11 protein-coding genes are annotated in these 16,277 nt (G+C 72.5%); 7 read left to right on the top strand and 4 right to left on the bottom strand.

Going from position 1 to position 16,277, the window contains the following annotated elements:
* The first annotated feature begins 216 nt into the window (after window positions 1–216).
* Entirely contained in the window at window positions 217–2,406 is a 2,190-nt protein-coding gene (locus tag P3T37_RS24825; protein ID WP_280726044.1) for a hypothetical protein, read from the top strand.
* 4 nt (window positions 2,407–2,410) lie between these two features.
* On the opposite strand, the gene P3T37_RS24820 is transcribed toward P3T37_RS24825, so the two are convergent.
* Window positions 2,411–4,363: a glycoside hydrolase family 9 protein gene (locus P3T37_RS24820; protein WP_280726043.1), complete on the bottom strand. Its 1,953-nt coding sequence runs from the start codon at window positions 4,361–4,363 to the stop codon at window positions 2,411–2,413.
* Window positions 4,364–4,473: 110 nt separating this feature from the next.
* On the opposite strand from P3T37_RS24820, the gene P3T37_RS24815 reads away from it, so the two are divergent.
* From P3T37_RS24815 to P3T37_RS24805, 3 genes are all read left to right on the top strand, one after another.
* On the top strand, window positions 4,474–5,109 hold the full coding sequence (locus P3T37_RS24815) for an HAD-IA family hydrolase (RefSeq protein WP_280726042.1): 636 nt from the start codon (window positions 4,474–4,476) through the stop codon (window positions 5,107–5,109).
* Between the two features lie 179 nt (window positions 5,110–5,288).
* Entirely contained in the window at window positions 5,289–6,698 is a 1,410-nt protein-coding gene (locus P3T37_RS24810) for an MFS transporter (protein WP_280726087.1), read from the top strand.
* Between the two features lie 235 nt (window positions 6,699–6,933).
* A complete protein-coding gene (locus P3T37_RS24805; RefSeq protein WP_280726041.1) occupies window positions 6,934–8,679 on the top strand; it encodes a terpene cyclase/mutase family protein in 1,746 nt (581 codons plus the stop codon).
* Window positions 8,680–8,686: 7 nt separating this feature from the next.
* On the opposite strand, the gene P3T37_RS24800 is transcribed toward P3T37_RS24805, so the two are convergent.
* Together P3T37_RS24800 and P3T37_RS24795 are read right to left on the bottom strand one after the other, a co-directional pair.
* Window positions 8,687–8,920, bottom strand: coding sequence for a hypothetical protein (locus tag P3T37_RS24800; protein ID WP_280726040.1), 234 nt, complete (start codon window positions 8,918–8,920; stop codon window positions 8,687–8,689).
* Between the two features lie 12 nt (window positions 8,921–8,932).
* Complete coding sequence (locus tag P3T37_RS24795; protein WP_280726039.1) at window positions 8,933–11,158, bottom strand: hypothetical protein; 2,226 nt, start codon at window positions 11,156–11,158, stop codon at window positions 8,933–8,935.
* A 657-nt stretch (window positions 11,159–11,815) separates the two neighbouring features.
* Between P3T37_RS24795 and P3T37_RS24790 the strand changes: the two genes are divergently transcribed.
* The 3 genes from P3T37_RS24790 to P3T37_RS24780 all read left to right on the top strand — a co-directional run bounded on the left by P3T37_RS24790 (window position 11,816) and on the right by P3T37_RS24780 (window position 15,167).
* Entirely contained in the window at window positions 11,816–13,567 is a 1,752-nt protein-coding gene (locus P3T37_RS24790) for an LCP family protein (protein WP_280726038.1), read from the top strand.
* 131 nt (window positions 13,568–13,698) lie between these two features.
* Window positions 13,699–14,253 carry an isochorismatase family protein gene (locus tag P3T37_RS24785; RefSeq protein ID WP_280726037.1) on the top strand — a complete coding sequence of 185 codons (555 nt, stop codon included), beginning with the start codon at window positions 13,699–13,701 and terminating at the stop codon, window positions 14,251–14,253.
* Entirely contained in the window at window positions 14,250–15,167 is a 918-nt protein-coding gene (locus tag P3T37_RS24780) for a DJ-1/PfpI family protein (RefSeq protein ID WP_280726036.1), read from the top strand. Before P3T37_RS24785 ends, P3T37_RS24780 begins: the two co-directional genes overlap by 4 nt.
* Before the next feature lie 259 nt (window positions 15,168–15,426).
* Here P3T37_RS24780 and P3T37_RS24775 read toward each other — a convergent pair whose 3' ends face one another.
* Window positions 15,427–16,275, bottom strand: a complete 849-nt coding sequence (locus tag P3T37_RS24775) for a hypothetical protein (protein ID WP_280726035.1) — start codon at window positions 16,273–16,275, stop codon at window positions 15,427–15,429.
* Between the last annotated feature and the right edge of the window lie 2 nt (window positions 16,276–16,277).

Genomic DNA, 16,277 nt, shown 5'->3' with positions numbered 1-16,277 from the left:
AGATCCCTGCATCAGATGACCCGAATATGTCATTCAATGCGATAAAGCGAACGCTGATGCCGCACACCTTCCCATCGTCCGCCGCCTTCTCCATGATGCTCTCCAGGGGATGGCCGAGTCGACGGCTGCTGAGGATTCCAACGCGGCCGCACTGGTTCCCCATTCATTGGAGATGAAAGTCATCACGTATGACAGGACGATATGCGAGGCGAGGCAGTGATCACAGCTAGCCCTGAGGGCCCCTTTCGCTCTCCGGACCCACTCGATCAGCAGCGAGAGTGGATCGACGCGGCCCTGGCCACGCCAGAAGTCAATCTCCCCCGAGGGGCTCTGGAGAACATCGCGCCATTCCTTGTGGATTCGGCAGAGACGCTCAGCGGCCCGGACGGGAACAACGTCCGCAGGCTCCGCAGGGATATTCTGCGCCGCATTTCCACGGATGCCGGAGAGATGGTTGTCGCTGTCGTCCGCATGCACGGCGTCGGGGGCATTGTCTGGGAGCACAACGAACGGATCAGTTCTTCCTGGCACTCCGCAGCCGACCCTTCCGCCCTGCGGATGGAACAGCGTTCTCTGGCGCGAATCCGACCGTACAGCCGCATCGGAAAAGCTGGCCAGGAGAAGGATTTCGCCGCACTGGAGAGCTCCGTCGAGAGCCGGGAATGGCTTGTCGCCAACACCGTGAAAGCGGCCGAGGAGCTCTCCACCAGGGACGGCATGCGACCTTACGATCTTCGTGAGGACCTCGTCCTGAACGGCCAGCAGGAACCGGGTCTCTATCTGGCGCAACATATCCTGCTCGATGATGCTCCGCTGGAGGACGCCCAGGGCCGCCCGCTTCATCCTGCCGAGCACTGGGCCTGGATGGCGGTCCGCGGAAACAATCGCACCAAGCAGCGGCAGGAAATCTACGGCGTGACATCCGCGCAGGTCCTGACCGGGATGCCGGTCGCCAAGCTGGGAGGGGACGGCGAGGAGGTCGTATTCGACCCGAACAACTGGCTCCCACGACTTTCGGGTCTTCTGAACAAGCAGTACGAGGAACACGTCTCACAGCCGGACCCGTGGGATTCCAGGCTGACCACGCCCGGTTTCCGGGCCGCCAAGGTCGCGGTGGTGGAGGCCCATCTGGTGGTCGGCAGTCCGACGCCGCGCCGCCTCTACCGGATCGCGCAGATGAGCAACCGGCGAGACCATGTCCATCCACCCCTCGAATTCACACCGAACGACCGCGGCCGGGCACTCGGACGAAGCGTCCTGGGAACATATGCCGCGGAATCGGCCCTGAACGAAAGGGTTGCTGAGGTACTGTCAGGAGCAGCCCCGATCACGGAGCTTCCTGGGGTGCCCGAGGATGCCTCCGTCTCGGAGCTGCGCGACCTGCGCTCGATGCTCCTGCTCGGGGAGTTCTTCCCGACCGACCCGCGAAAGCGCCATCTCATCAGAAGGTCACTGAGCGAGTCCCCGCCCTCCCAGTTGAGCGCGCCGGAGGTCAATCGACGTGCGCGCGCCTGGTCGGCCCTGACGTCGGAGAGCTATCCCCACCCATGGAACCCGAGGATCGCCGAGGTCTTCCAGCTCAGTGAGATCCGGGACGGCATCACCCTCTCCAGGCGCCGCCTCCCGGACCTGCTCGCGGCAGCGGACATCGATGGCGAGGCTTTCGAGGAGCTGATCGCCTATCGCGCGGCCCACTGGCTCGCCGCCTTCGACATCATCGATGCCGACCGGGGCTCACTGACCGGCCAGAAGACGGACGACGACGGAACCAGGGCCGACCGAGTCCGACGTACCGTCAAGAACAACCTGAACGCCATGCGGAACAACCGGCGCATGGCCGTCGGGGTGATGCGGGAGTTGGCGGCCGCCATGGACGAGGGCGACCGCAGGCCGCGCAAGGTGAGCCCCGCGGGAGTCCCGCTGCTGGAACCGATGAACCGCGCCTGGTTCAATCGCGAGTTCCCGAAGGAATCCGGCACCCGGCCTCGCAAGCCCCCGGCTCCCGCCACACGTGCCACCTCAGCGGACTCCCCCGGCCCCGCTGAGACCCATCCGACGCTCTGGACACCGGCGGACCGGGCACCCGTGCCCACCGAGGCTGCCCGGGAAGCCCCGGCCACCGGTGAGTCCGAGCCTCCGCTCAGCGCAGCGCGGCGACCGACCGCAGAACGTCCGGTCGCCGAACGATGGGCCGACGCACTGCAGGACCACATCACCCGACTGGCCGCAGAGACGGCGGCGATTCGGGCGCTGCTGACCCAGGTGGGAGAGCGGGCACACCAGCAGTCCGTCCGCTTCGCTCTCAGCCGGCATCAGACGGACGAGGCGGCCTACGGAATGTTGGGGAGCGAGGTCGAACTGCGCAAGTTGCGCGTCCTGATGGAAGGCATGACCGAGCCTGCATGAGAACTCACCGCCGTGCGGTGTCGCCGAGTGAGGCCTGCACGGCGCCCGCGAGGATCGCGCTGCCGGTCATGTCGAGCGCGGGCTCGCTGCTCTGCCAGGAGCGGACGTCGTCGACGTACTCGGCGCCGTGACCGGTGAAGGCCGTGAACGCGTCCCTCTCGCACTTCTTCATGCCGCCCTGCAGACTGCCCAGGCCGCCGCTGAAGTTGCCTGTGCCGTTGGGGCCGTTGACCACTGCTCCGGTGTCCACGGGTGCGGCGCCGTTGAGCGAGCCGGAGAGGTTGGGGAGTTGGGAGCCCATGCAGTCGGGGAAGGTCGTCCCGGCGCCCACCATGAAGCTCGTCCCCCAGGCATTGCCTCCCATCAGCCAGTTGCGCTGCTGGGAGGCGAAGGCGGCGAACTGGGTGTCGCCGCTGGCCTTCTGGTAGAGCGCCTCGGTGGAGATGAAGCCGAAGGTGTGCGAATCCACGTCGAAGGAGGCGTAGTTGCCGCCCTCGCGGAAGACGTCCGAGGCCGCTACCTTGGCGGCCGAGGCGACCTGGGCCTTGAGGTCGGCGACCAACTCGGCGCTGGTGACCGCGAGTCCGGACGTGTTGGCGGCCTTGGCGAGCGCGGTGACCAGGTCGGCGTGTGCGAGGGCGCTGACGTCGTAGAGGTTGAGGGTGTCCTTGCCTGCGTCGCTCTTGAGGTAGTCGGCGGCCCAGGTGGCGGCCTGGGTGAGGTAGGGGGTGTAGGTGGCGGCGGGCTCGCCGAGGGCCTGCTGGGCGAGGGCGATCTCGGTGGCGCCCAGTTCCATCGCGTCGTGCCAGATGCTCTCCGGGTAGTACGCGGCGGGCGCCGCGGACTCCAGGGTGGCCGACGGACTGGTGTTCGCCATCGCGTAGAGCGAGGTGGCGTCGGCCAGTTCGGCGGCGGCGCCGGCCGGGTCGGTCGCGGCCTCGGCCTGCGCGGCGAGCGCGAAGGAGGCGGCGACCCGGCCCACCAGGTCGGGGGCGATCTTGGTGCCGGGCGCCGCGGCCTCGAAGACCGGGCGGTGCGCGGCGGCGTACCGGTCGGCGCTCGCGGTGTCGGAGTCGTCGGCCTGCGGCAGCCGCCACAGGTCGTGGTCGCCGAGGAAGCTGCCACTGGCGTTGCCGCTGCCGATCCCGACCTGGAGGTAGAGCGTCTTGGTGGACGGGTTCCACATCTTGTTCAGCCAGCTGCTGCCGTACCGGGCCTCGGCGGAGAGGGCGGCGGGGGCCGCGCCGCCGAGCGCCCGGGCGGAGGCGTAGAGCAGGTCGTCGGCGTAGGAGGTGGTGAAGGTGAACTTGAGGTAGTCGCCGGCGTCGAACCAGCCGCCGCTGACGTCCACCGGTCCGCCGATCTTCGTCAGCGAGGAGCCGTTGATGATGTCGCCGTTGCCGCCGGACTGGAAGCTCGGCGTCTGGTAGACGCTCGCGGCGGCGTCGTTCAGGTGCGAGGGCCGGCGGTTCAGTGCCCCGGCGATGACGTTCGAACCGTCGCGCTGGTTCTGGTAGAAGTTGACGCCGTCGGAGACCAGCGTGCCGTAGAGCGCGGCCGCGCTCTCGATCCGGAAGGTGTCCGAGCTCGCCGTGACCGGCCCGCCGACGACCAGGTGGTAGCTCCCCGTGGCCGTGACGCCCGAGAAGTCGATGGGATAGACGTCCGGGTACGCCGAGTTCCAGGATCCGCGACTGGCGCTGCCCACCGTTCCGCTCGCGACCGTGGCGCCCGCCGCGTTCACCACCTTGTAGGTCTCCCCCGAGAGCGCCCCGGAGGCCATCAGGTAGCCGATCTTGCTCTCGCCCGTCGCGTATCCCACCTGGTCGGTGCGGAGTTGAGCGGTGGTCGCGGCGTGGGCCGGCACCGCCGCGTACGGGAGGACCGCGAGCACGAGGCCGCCGCCGACGGCGAGCGCCGTCAGCGCGGTGGGGCGATGGAGGTGTCGTCGGTCCATGCCGGGCTCCTCAACTGTTAGTTAACTTTCCTTACTTGACCCGGGACCGTACTGACGACACCCTCGACCGTCAAGAGCCGCCGCACGGCGGACAACTGGGAGAGTGAGTGGTGTCCGACCGTTCCCGCAAGTACGACGCGGTGCTCTGCGACCTCGACGGGGTGCTGCGGCACTGGCCGGCCATGGACGAGGTCGAGCGCGACCACGGGTTCGCGGCGGGGGCGGTCCTGGGGGCGGCCTTCGCGCCCCACCGGCTGCAACCGGCGATCACCGGCGCGGTCACCGACGATCAGTGGCGGGCCGCCGTGGTCGCGGACCTCACCGCGAGCTGCGGGTCCGCCGATCGCGCCGGCGCAGCCGTCGCGGCCTGGTCCGCGATGCAGCCGCGGGTCGACCAGGAGGTGGTGGACCTGCTCACCCGCGCCCGCCGCACCACCACCCTTGCGCTGCTCTCCAACGCGACCACCCGACTGGAGCAGGATCTCGACCGGCAGGGCCTGGCCGCCCTGGCGGACGTCGTGGTGAACACCGCCCGCGCCGGCGTCGCGAAGCCCGATCCGCGGATCTATCGGATCGCCGCCGAACGGGTCGGCGTCGCGGTGGAGCGCTGCCTGTTCGTCGACGACAGCCTCGACAACGTCCTCGCGGCGCGCGAGGTGGGCATGGGCGCGGTGCACTTCCGCGGCGTCGAGGATCTGCGGGGAGCTCTGTCGGCGGTTTTCGAGTCGCGGGCGGCGCGGGGCTGACGCAAGCTGACGGCGGCGGCTCGCGTTCCGGCATGATTTCTTTCTTGCAGAACTAATCTGCCAGCGATTACATCGCCGTACGAATATGTCGAAGTGCGATGTAATCTCAGCATGTGAACCGACGCAGCACCTCCGGTGCCTTTGGCACCCCCACCGGCGCCGTCGCGGCCGCGCCCCGCATGCGTACCCTGCTGACCACCGAGCGGCCGCGCCCCGACCTGATCCGGGAGCACCCACTGGCCTGGCGGCTGGCGGTGGCCACCGTCTGCTTCGGCGCCTTCATGGGCCAACTGGACGCCAGCATCGTCACGCTGACCTACCGGCCGCTGCGCACCGAGTTCCACTCCACACCGGCCGGCGTCGAGTGGGTCTCGCTGGCCTACCTGCTGACCCTGGTCGCCCTGCTGGTGCCGGTCGGGCGGCTCTCCGACGTGCACGGCCGCAAGCTGATGTACCTCTACGGCTTCGCCGTGTTCACCGCGGCCTCCGCCGCCTGCGGGCTGGCGCCCAGCCTGACGCTGCTGGTCGTCTTCCGGGTCGTCCAGGCCCTCGGCGCGGCGATGATGCAGGCCAACAGCGTCGCGCTGGTCACCACCAGCGCCCCGCCGGGCAGGATGCGCGCGGCGCTCGGGATCCAGGCCGCCGGCCAGGCCGTCGGGCTGGCGCTCGGTCCGACCGTCGGCGGAGCGCTGGTGGCCACCCTCGGCTGGCGCTGGGTCTTCGGAGTGAACGTGCCGATCGGCATCGTCGCCCTGGTCGCCGGCCACTATCTGCTGCCCCGCACCCGCGACTGCGTGCGCTCGACCCGGATCGACACGATCGGCGTAGCGCTGCTCGCCGCGGCCACCACCTGCGCGCTGCTCGCGCTCTCCGTCGCCTCCGGGCTCGGCCTGCCCGGCTGGACCGCGGCGGCGCTGGCCGTCCTCTCCGTCGGCGCCGGCTGGGCGTTCGCCCGCCGCCAGACCCGCAGCGCGCACCCGCTGGTCGACCTGCGACTGCTGCGCACCGGCCGGATCGGCCCCGGCCTGGTGGCCGGGCTCTGCGGCTACCTGGTGCTGTTCGGCCCGCTCGTGCTGGTCCCGGCCGCGCTCACCCGGCACGGGAGTTCGGCGCTGGCCGTCGGCCTGGTGCTGACGGCGCTCCCGGTCGGCTTCGCCGTCGCCGCGACCTGTGCCGAGCGCGTGCTGCCGCGCGGCTGGGGCGACACCCTGCGCTGCCGGGCCGGCGCAGCGGGCTGCGTGGCGGCGCTGGCGCTGCTCGCGCTGGTGCCGCAGCAGGCCGCCGTGCTGCCCTACCCGCTCGCGCTGCTCGGGCTGGCGCTGGGCACCTTCGTCCCGGCCAACAACGCCCTGGTGATGAAGGCCATCCCGACCACCTCGGCCGGGACCGGCGGCGGCATGGTCAACATGACCCGCGGCCTGGGCACCGCGATCGGTGTCGCGGCGGTCACGCTCGCCCTGCACCTGGTCCCGGGGGACGCGGGCGCCCGTACGGCGGTCCTGACGCTGCTGGCCTTCGCCGTCCTGGCGCTGGGGACGACCCTGCCGACCCGCGCCCGCACCAGCACAAGCACCCGACGAGCTGCCTGAGCGACGCGGCGCAGGCCCGTGGCGGGCCCCCCGCACCCGGTTTCACGCAGAGTTCCCGATGCGCTACGCTCCGCGATGTCATGCGCGGCGGTGCGCGCACGGAGCGACGGGAGCGGGTGGCCGAGGGGATGGCGCAGGAGCACGGCATCCGGCCCGGTCCGCGCCGGGCGAGGCGCCCCGCAGAGGCCACGAGCGGAGGGGCCCCGGGCGGAGTCGCCCCGAGCGGGTGGGCCCGATGACCCGTCCGGCGCTGCTGCCCGTGCCCGGCGCCCGGCGCGGGCTGCCCGCCGACGCCGGGGTGCTGTGCTGCCGCGACCTGCTGGCCCAGCGGATCGCCGCCCGGATGGGCGCCGACGGGCTGCTCGCGGCGCCCTGCGAGAGCCGGCTGCTGGAGTCCGCGCTGGCGCTGCACCTGCTGACCCTGGAACAGGCCGAGCCCGCGGCGGCCGAGCGCCTGCGGCACTTCGTGCGGACCGCGCACCCGTCGGACCTCGCGCAACGCGCGATCGCCCGGGCCGTGCTGGGCGGGAGCGCGCCGGGCGGCGGCGCCCCGCCCGGGTTCGGGCCGGTGCTCGGGGCCGGACCGGAGTCCCTGATGCTCCGGACCGTGCTGGCCGAACTCGGCGTCGGCGACCTGCCGCGGATCGGAGCGGCCGAGTTCGGCGGGCTGGACCCGCGCGTAGCGCCGCTGCCGGGGCGGACGGCGGAGCTGACGGCGGTCCGGGTGCTGGCCGCCCACAGCTCCGGCACCCCGCGCGCGGTCACCGGGCAGGACTGGGCCGCCCTCGCACCGGCCTGCCGACCGGGCCCGGCCGCGGAGGGCAACCAGCTGGCCCGGCTGCTCGGCCTGCTCGCGCTGCGCCGCAACCCCGCCTACCGCCCGGCCGTACGACGCGCCCTGCCCGACCTCGCCGCCGCCCAACGACCCGACGGCGGACTGCCGTTCATCACCGGCACGGACGTCCTCGCCGCCGCCGCAGGCGGCCTCGCGCTGCTCGCTGCCCGCTGGCCAGGTCCGCAACCGGGTGTACTGGCCGACGCGTTGGCCGCCCAGCAGAACCCGGACGGCGGCTTCGGCCACCACCCGGGCATGGCCCAGAGCGACGTGGAGACCACCGCACGCTGCATCGAGTTCCTGCGCAGCGTCGCGCCCGGCCGCCACCGCGGGACGATCACCGCCGCCGAGGAGCACCTGATCGCCCGGCGCAACCCGGACGGCGGCTTCCCCGCCACCACCCGCGGCACACCGTCCGAACTCGCCACCACCGCGGCCGCCGTCACCGCGCTCGCCCCCGACCCCGCCCACCAGCGGACCATCGCGCAGGCGCGGCGCTTCGTCCTCGCCCGCCAGCAGGCGGACGGCTCCTTCGGGCGCAGCCGCAACGGCAGCGCCACCGAGGCCGTCCTGCACGCCGTACTCGCCCTCGCCCCCGAGTCCGCCGCGACGGCCAATGCCACGGCCGATGCCGCGGCCGACGCAACGGCCACGCTCGCCGCTGCCGCCAGGCTGCGGGCCGTCGACTGGCTCGCCGAAACGCAAGCCCAGGACGGCGGTTGGGGCCGCCGACCCGAGGATCCCAGTGATCCGGTCAGCACCGCCGGCGGGGCGATCGCGCTCGGCCTCTCCCCCGCCGTACACGCCGACCGCGCCACCCACCCCGCCCTGCGGCGCGCACTGGACCACCTGGTCGGCCACCGGGCGCCGGACGGCGGCTACCCGAGCCGGCCCGACCAGGTCGACCCCTGGCAACTGCCGTACGACGTCCCGCTGCTGACCGAGATCAGGGTCCTGCTGGGCCTGTCCCGGGCCGGCTCCGCCGGACCGGCCGGCGAGCCCACCGCCCTCTCGACGCTCACCCCGAGCCCGACCCCGTCACCCGATGAGGCGCCCGATGCGACGCTTCAGCCGCTGATCGACCTGAGCCGCCGCCCACTCCGGCCGGCCCCGGGCGCGGCAGTTGGCCGACGGGCTCTTGGCTGATTCACCGTCAGGCGATCAACCGCTCGTGCAGGTCCAGCTGTTCGGCCAGCGCCAGAGCGAGCAGGCCTGCGGCGAGCGGCCGGTAGGACTCGGTGTCGGCCGCGGCCCAGTCGATCCCGCCGGACCGGTCGGCGAGCCCACCGCTCTCTCGACGCTCACCCCGAGCCAGACCCCGGCGCCCGATGAGTCGATCGAGGCACGCAGGTGGGGGACGGCGGCCCGATCGGCTGCCGTCCCCCACCGGTTGCGGGCGCTAGCGGCGGGCGGCCGCCAGGCGCGCGGTGTCGTCCGGTCCGTACGGCACCGGGGTGGCGATCCCGGCGGGCTCAAGCGGCCGGGCGGCCACCGTCACGCCACCGGCGGCTGCGGGCGACCGGGTGCGACCGCTCGCGAGGGCCGCCGGGGCCGGGGCCGGGGCGGCGACGGTCTGCACGCTCACCGCGGTCTGCCCCGCGTCGGCGGTCAGCCAGCCGGAGAGCTCACCGGCGTAGGCCGAACCGGCCGGCGTGGCGGCCGGAGCCGGGGTGGTGGTACCGGCCTGGTGCACCTGGACGGCGCCGTTCGGCGCGGTCACCGGGACCTGGAGCCCACTGGGCGCCGAGACGGTCACGGTCGAGCCGATCTGGTAGGCCGTCACGGTCCCGGCCGCCAGCGCCGCGTTCCACGCCGCCTGGTTCTGCAGCTGGGTGGTGATGTCCTTCATCGACAGGTTGACCAGCGGGGTGTCGGCGTTGAGCAGGCCCTGGTGGGTGGCCAGGATCTGGTTGAGCACCGGGTAGGCGATCCGGTCCTCGGCGAAGTTGGACTGGTGCAGCACCTCCGGCGTCGGGTCGTTGCCGAGCACCCGCTGCATCGCGATCCGCGCCTCGGTCGGCACGATGGTGCTCTGGTAGCCGGTGGTCTCGTCCAGCGGCGCGGCCAGGCAGGTGGAGCCGGCCGAGCTGCAGATCCCGCTGCCGCCCTGCGCGGTGGCGGTGTAGAGCCAGTTGTACTCGTCGGTCTCCGCGGCCGCGGTGGCGGCGTTGTAGTAGACGTCGATCTGGTGGCGCGGCACGGTCAGTGCCGACCCGACCTGGCGAGCGGCGGACTCCGCGGAGCCGTTGGAGGCCAGCGAGGTGATCCCGAGCGCGGTGAGCGCGGGGGCCAGATTCGGGTTGTCCTGGGTCTGCTGGGGCAGGACGGCCAGGCCGGAGCTCTGGTTGGTGACCAGCGTGCTCGGGTCGACCGGGATGCCCTTGCCCTGCGCCCAGGTGAGGTTGGTCTGCGCCGCCGCCGTGACGGTCGCCTGGCTGGTCCACTGGGTCGCGCCGGTGGTGTCGGTGCTGCACACCCACGGCACCACGGTCACGTTCTGCACGCAGCCGAGGAAGCCACGGCCGTACGTCCCGTTGAGCCAGCGGAACGCGCCGGCGTTGGCCGCGAACTCCTGCTCGACCGGGTCGGTCCCGACCGCGTTGACGACGGCGTCGCTGCCGCTGCCGTCGACCGCCAGGTCCAGCGTGAGGTTGTTGGCGGCCTCCCACTGCTTGGCGTAGTCCACGTCGGCGGCCGTCATCCGGATCGGAACGCCGTCCGGGCTGCCGGCGTCGGGCGTGCAACCCGCCTCGCCCTGGGTGCACTTGTGGGTGATGCTCCACCGGCTGTCGCTGAGCAGCGTGTCGTCGACGTGGACCGACAGGTAGTCGCGGTCGTAGCCGAGGTGGACACCCTGGGTCATCCAGTCGACCACTCCGCGGGCCAGCAGCCGCCACTGCTGCTGGTACTGGTTGAAGGCGAAGGTGGTGACCAACTCGTCGTGGCCGTCGTGGTGGTAGACACCCAGCAGGCTGCCGGCGGCGGTCGTCCCGGGAATCGTCATGGTGACCAGGGGCGTGAAGCCGGCGCCGGTCGCCTGGGTGGCCAGCGGGGTGGAGAGGAAGCCGTAACTCTCGATCACGTTCGGGTTGTTGTCCTCGAACGGGACGGCGCCCTTGAGGTAGCCGAAGGCACCTGCCGTGCCGGCCGCGGTGACCTGGCCGGTCATCCCGTCCAACTGGCCCAGATAGCCCGGGTTCTGCGGCCAGTTGAGGCCGACGGCCGGCTGCGGATAGGTGTTGGCGTCGACCTGGCGGACGCCGTAGGCCTGCTCGTAGCTGTTCAGCGCGTTCGTCTCGGCGCTGCCGGTGCCCAGCGCGTTGGCGCTGGAGAGCACCACCGCCTGGTACTTGGCCTCGACCGTCCCGTCCGGCGCGGTGCCGGTCAGGAAGGCGGCGTTGACGACCGGCCGGTTCGCGTTCGAGACCAGCACCGTGGTGTACGGGATGCCCTCGCCGATCAGCTCGGCGGTGATGGCCGCCACCGTGGGCCCGCCGTCGTCCACGACCAGCACCCGAAGGTCGGTACGGAACGGTGCGGCGGTGTCCGCGTGCGCCAGCGCGGTCGGTGCCCCCAGTGCCAGGAGTCCGGCCGCGGTCAGCGCAGCGGCCCATCGATTTCTCAAGCCCATGTGGTTTCCTCCACGGAGAGAGGCACGCGCGCTCGCTCGTGCCTCGGAAAGACAAGCCGCAGTCGCGGGGCTGCCCGCTTGCGGATGTTCCTGTGGATCCCCCATCGGCGCCCCCGGCCTCCGCCGGGTGGGCGCCGCCCGGGTTCGCAGCAGAACCCGGTGTTCCGATCTGACCGCCGCACCAGGCCGGGGCGCCCGAGAGACGTCCGGGGCGCGATCCTGTGGTGAGGCCTGGTGCTGCGGCGACGGGACGAACCTAACGCAGGGTCAGCCGGGTCGACCAGAGGGTGATTTCCGGGAGCGACGGCGCGATGTCCGAGTTCCGCTCGCCCGCCGGCCCGCCGCGGACCGTGCGCCGCGGGCGGACGGCGTGCGCGGACCGCCGGTATGCCTAGGCCACGGGCATGTCCATGACCGCTAGTCGCGTACCGCCGACCGGTCCGCGCGGACCCGGCCGCTCGACCCGTCGCGACGGGCTTATGGCGCAAAACCCACTCTTCCGGGACGGCGTGTCGCAAGCCGCCGGGCACGGTTCGCACCACCCTCCGCGCGCGAGAGACGGGGCCGCTGTGCGATCCGACGAGCACACTTGCTAGGTTGCGCAACTACGCACGCTGGTGGCGACCGGTCGAGGAACGAGGACACCCGGGCATGACCGATATACAGCTGGACACGTCCGGAGAAGGCCGACGCGGACGCCGCCTCGCGGCGTCCACCCCGCCCCCACCCGCCGCCGGTGGCCGAGCAGCGGGCGGCGGGGCGGCAGGCGGTGGCCGGGCGGCAGCCCGCAAGGCCGCGAGCGGCAAGGGCCGCAAGAAGCCCCGCCGGGCGCTGCGGGTCCTCGCCTTCACCAGCGCGGGTGTGGTGCTGGTGACCGCGGGCGTCGGCGCGTTCGTGTACGAGAAGCTGAGCGGGAACATCAAGAGCTCCGCGCTGTTCGCCGGCACCACGGGCGACGCCGGCCACGAGAAGCCGGACGCCTTCGGCCGCACCCCGCTCAACATCCTGGTGATCGGCTCGGACAGCCGCGACAACGCCGCCGACTGCGCGATCGGCGGCGACTGCGGCCCCGGCGCCAACGCCGACGTCGAGATGGTCCTGCACGTCTCCGCCGACCGCAGCAACGCCACCGTCATGAGCGTCCCCCGCGACACCATGACCCAGCTGCCGGCCTGCACCGACACCCAGCACCACACCAACATGAAGGCCCAGTACGGCCAGATCAACAGCACCCTGGACTACGGCCCCGGCTGCACCGTGGCCGCCGTCCACCAGCTCACCGGGATCCCGATCGACCACTTCATCACCGTCGACTTCACCGGCGTCGTGCAGATGTCCGACGCGGTCGGCGGCGTGCCGATCTGCGTCAGCGACAACGTCTACGACCCCGACTCCCACCTCAAGCTCAAGGCCGGCACCCACACCCTCAAGGGCATGGCCGCCCTGATGTTCGTCCGCTCCCGCCACGGCTTCGGCGACGGCAGCGACCTGGGCCGCACCGTCTCCCAGCACATGTTCATCGGCGCCATGGTCCGCCAGCTCAAGAGCGCCGGCACCCTGGCCGACCCCACCGCCGTCTACTCACTGGCCAACGCCGCCACCAAGGCACTGACCGTCGACACCGGCCTCAGCGGCATCCCCCAGCTGGTCGGCCTCGCCGACGACCTCAACAAGGTCCCCGCCGACCGGATCACCTTCACCACCATGCAGAACCTCCCCGACCCCAAGGACGCCGCCCGCGTCGTCGTCGCCCCCGCCGCCAAGAACCTCTTCGACGCCATCAGCAACGACCAGTCACTCACCACCGGCAGCGGCGACAAGTCCAGCGCCGCCGCCCAGGCCACCGCCGCCGCCGCACCGGCACCCGCCGCCCCCGCCGCCCCCACACCCGCCGCACCGGCCGGAGCCCCGATCGGCGAGGTCGCCGTCCACGTCAAGAACGGCAGCAAGGTCACCGGCCGCGCCGCCGCCGTCGCCGCGGCGCTGATCGCCAAGGGCTACAGCTCGAAGACCACCCAGGCCAGCGGACCCGACGCGGCGACGTCCACCGTCGGCTACGCCGCCGGCCACCAGGCCGACGCCCAGGGGGTGGCCGCCGCGGTCGGCCTGCCGGCCTCCGCCGTCGTCCCCGGCGAGGGCCCCGGCGTCACGCTGACCATCGGCGCCGACTGGACCAGCGGGACCACGTTCAGCGGCGCCGCGGCCTCGTCCGGCGGAGCCGCGGCGGCACCCGCCCCCGTCGACACCCAGGCCGCCCTGAGCAACGCCAGCGCGGCGACCGCCGACGACAGCAGCAAGTGCGCCCAGGTCAGCCACGACTACACGGTCAAGCTGAACGGCGTCGGGATGACGCCGATCCAGGCCTACGCCAAGAGCACCGACGTGCCGGACTCGGCACCCTGACCGTCCTGCCCCACCGACCGCCCGGGAGCGCCAGCCGGGCGGTCGGGCCGCGAGGCGGTGACCGGATCGTTCCGGTGCCGGCCTGGATCGTGCCTGCCGCGGCGGTATCGCCGCTGGTCATACTCGGAGACATGAACCGAGCGCTGATCGTCATCGATGTCCAGGAATCCTTCCGTGCGATGCCCCAGTGGGAGCAGACCGCCAATCCGAAGATCGCCGAGCCGGTCAACCGGCTGGTCCGCCTCGCCCGTGCCAACGGCGACAAGGTCATCTGGGTGCTGCACACCGAACCGGGCACCGGTGGCGTGTTCGACCCGGCCCTCGGGCACGTCCGACCGCTGGACGAGCTGGAGCAGCCCGAGCCCGGAGAGCCGGTGGTCCGCAAGACCTCCCACAACGCCTTCACCACCACCAACCTGCAGCAGCTGCTGACCGAGGCGGGCGTGCGCGAGCTGGTGCTCTGCGGTATCCGCACGGAGCAGTGCGTGGAGACCACCACCCGGGTCGGCAGCGACCTCGGCTACCAGGTCGTCCTCGTCACCGAGGCCACCACGACCAACCCGATCGGCGAGCTCGGCACGGACGCGATCATCGAGCGGACCGAGGCCGTCCTGCGCGGCCGGTTCGCCCGGATCGCCACGGTGGCCGAACTGGAGGCGGAAGCGGCCGAGGTGTCGCAGGGGTGAGCCGCGTCCTGTTCGTCCTGGTGCCCGGAGTCCACCTGCTCGACCTGGCCGGTCCGGCCCAGGTGTTCAGCACGGCGGCGGACTTCGGGCCGTCCTACCGGCTCGGCTACGTCGCCGAGCGCGAGCAGGTTCCCAGCGCCCAGGGCCTGGCGCTGACCGCCGACACCCACTGGCCGGAGCTGGGCCCCGACGACCTGGTGGTGGTGCCCGGTTGGCGGGCCGCCATCCGGCCCGACGGACCGGAGTTGGGCCCGGCCACGACCGAGCGGCTGCGCGCGCACCACGCCGCCGGCGGTACGGTCGCCAGCGTCTGCTCCGGCGCGCGGGCGCTGGGCCAGGCCGGACTGCTGGACGGACGCCGGTGCACCACGCACCACGAGCTCCAGGACGCGCTGGCGTCCCGCTTCCCCCGCGCGACCGTGGTGCGGGACGTGCTGTTCACCTCCGACGACCGGGTGGTGACCTCGGCCGGCATCGCCAGCGGCATCGACCTGGCCCTGCACCTGCTGGCCGTCCGGCACGGCCCGACGATGGCGGCGAGAGTGGCCCGCAGCATGGTCGTCTACGCCCGCCGCAACGGCGACGAACCGCAGGCCAGCGCGATGCTGCGGCACCGCTCGCACCTGAGCGACACCGTCCACCGGGTGCAGGACCTGATCGACACGCGGTTCGCCGAGCCGCTGTCGCTGGCGGAGCTGTCGGCCTGCGCCGGCGTCAGCGAACGCACCCTCACCCGGCTCTTCGGCCGGGCCACCGACGGGCTCACCCCGCTGCGCTACCAGCAGACGCTGCGGCTGGAACGGGCCGAGCACCTGATCAGCCACGGCACGACGGTGGAGGCGGCGGCGCGCGAGGTGGGCTTCGACGACGCCCGGATGCTGCGCCGCCTGCGGGCGCGGGCCGCCTGCGCGTGATCGGGCCTCCTGGGCCTGATCGGGACGGGGGTCCGATCAGGCCAGGGCTCCGCACGTCCCGTCGGCCCGACCACCGTCCCGGCCTCGGCCTCGGCCTCGGCCTCGGCCACGATGGTGAGCCCGACCGCGTCGCCGCTCCGCTCATCCGACGCCCGCCCCCGGCCCGACCTGCGGCTCCTCCCCGGCCGATCCGTGCCACCCCATCGCGGTCCCGCGCCCGACCGCTCCCGTGACCCTTCCGTCAGCCGGGGGCTGAGCCTCAGCGGAGGTAGTAGGGGTAGTTGTGGGCGGCGACCGGCGGGGACTGGTAGGACCAGACGCCGGCAGCCGGCCGGTCGGCGATCAGGTCGGTCAGGTGCCGGCCGATCTCGGAGCCGCCGTCCTCGACCTGAAGCCGGACGCGGTCGGCGGTGGCGGCGTCCAGGGTGTGGTGGCGGTAGGGCTGGTAGACGTTGAGCGGGCCGGCCAGGGCCCGGCCGTCCGCGTCGGTGCCGTAGCCGGTGATCGGGGTGTTGTTGACCGGGGTCGGGGTCAGGCCGGTGAGGTCGGCGGTGAAGGAGAACAGCGCCTCGTCGTGCCGGTCCAGGGCCGTACCGTCCGGGGTGAAGGCGGCCTTGCGGCAGGTGATGTCCCAGCGTTCGCCGGCCGGTCCGTTGAGGGAGGGCATCACCGCCTCGAACCAGGCGGGGTACTTGGGCTCGCCGAAGAGCTTGGTGCCGGCGTCGATCGCCAGCGGGTTGTCGCACAGCACGTGCAGGCGGGCGATACCGAGCAGCTTCGTCTGGTCGTGGCCGTGGGCGAACTCCCGGTAGGAGAGCCCCGCGACCCGGTCCGTCTCGGCGGCGGGGTGGGCGATGACGCTGTACTCGATCTCCTGGGTGATGCCGCCGCCGTTCGGGTACTGGGCGAAGTACAGCTGGTAGTTGAGGGTGACGCAGGCCCGTCCGCCGAACTCGGCCACGGTCAGGGCCGGATGACGCTCGGCGAGCAACTCCCGTGCCGGGCCGGGCTCGACCAGGAAGTCCAGGCCGACGTTGTGCAGGGCGCCGTAGTGGAAGGGCAGTTGGTAGGGCGCCGGGACGGGTGGGCGGCTCAGCGGGTCGGCCATGG

The organism is Kitasatospora sp. MAA4, from assembly GCF_029893355.1.
Lineage (GTDB): Bacteria > Actinomycetota > Actinomycetes > Streptomycetales > Streptomycetaceae > Kitasatospora.
Note: the sequence above shows the minus strand (reverse complement) of the source record. Positions and strands in the feature narration are given on the sequence as shown.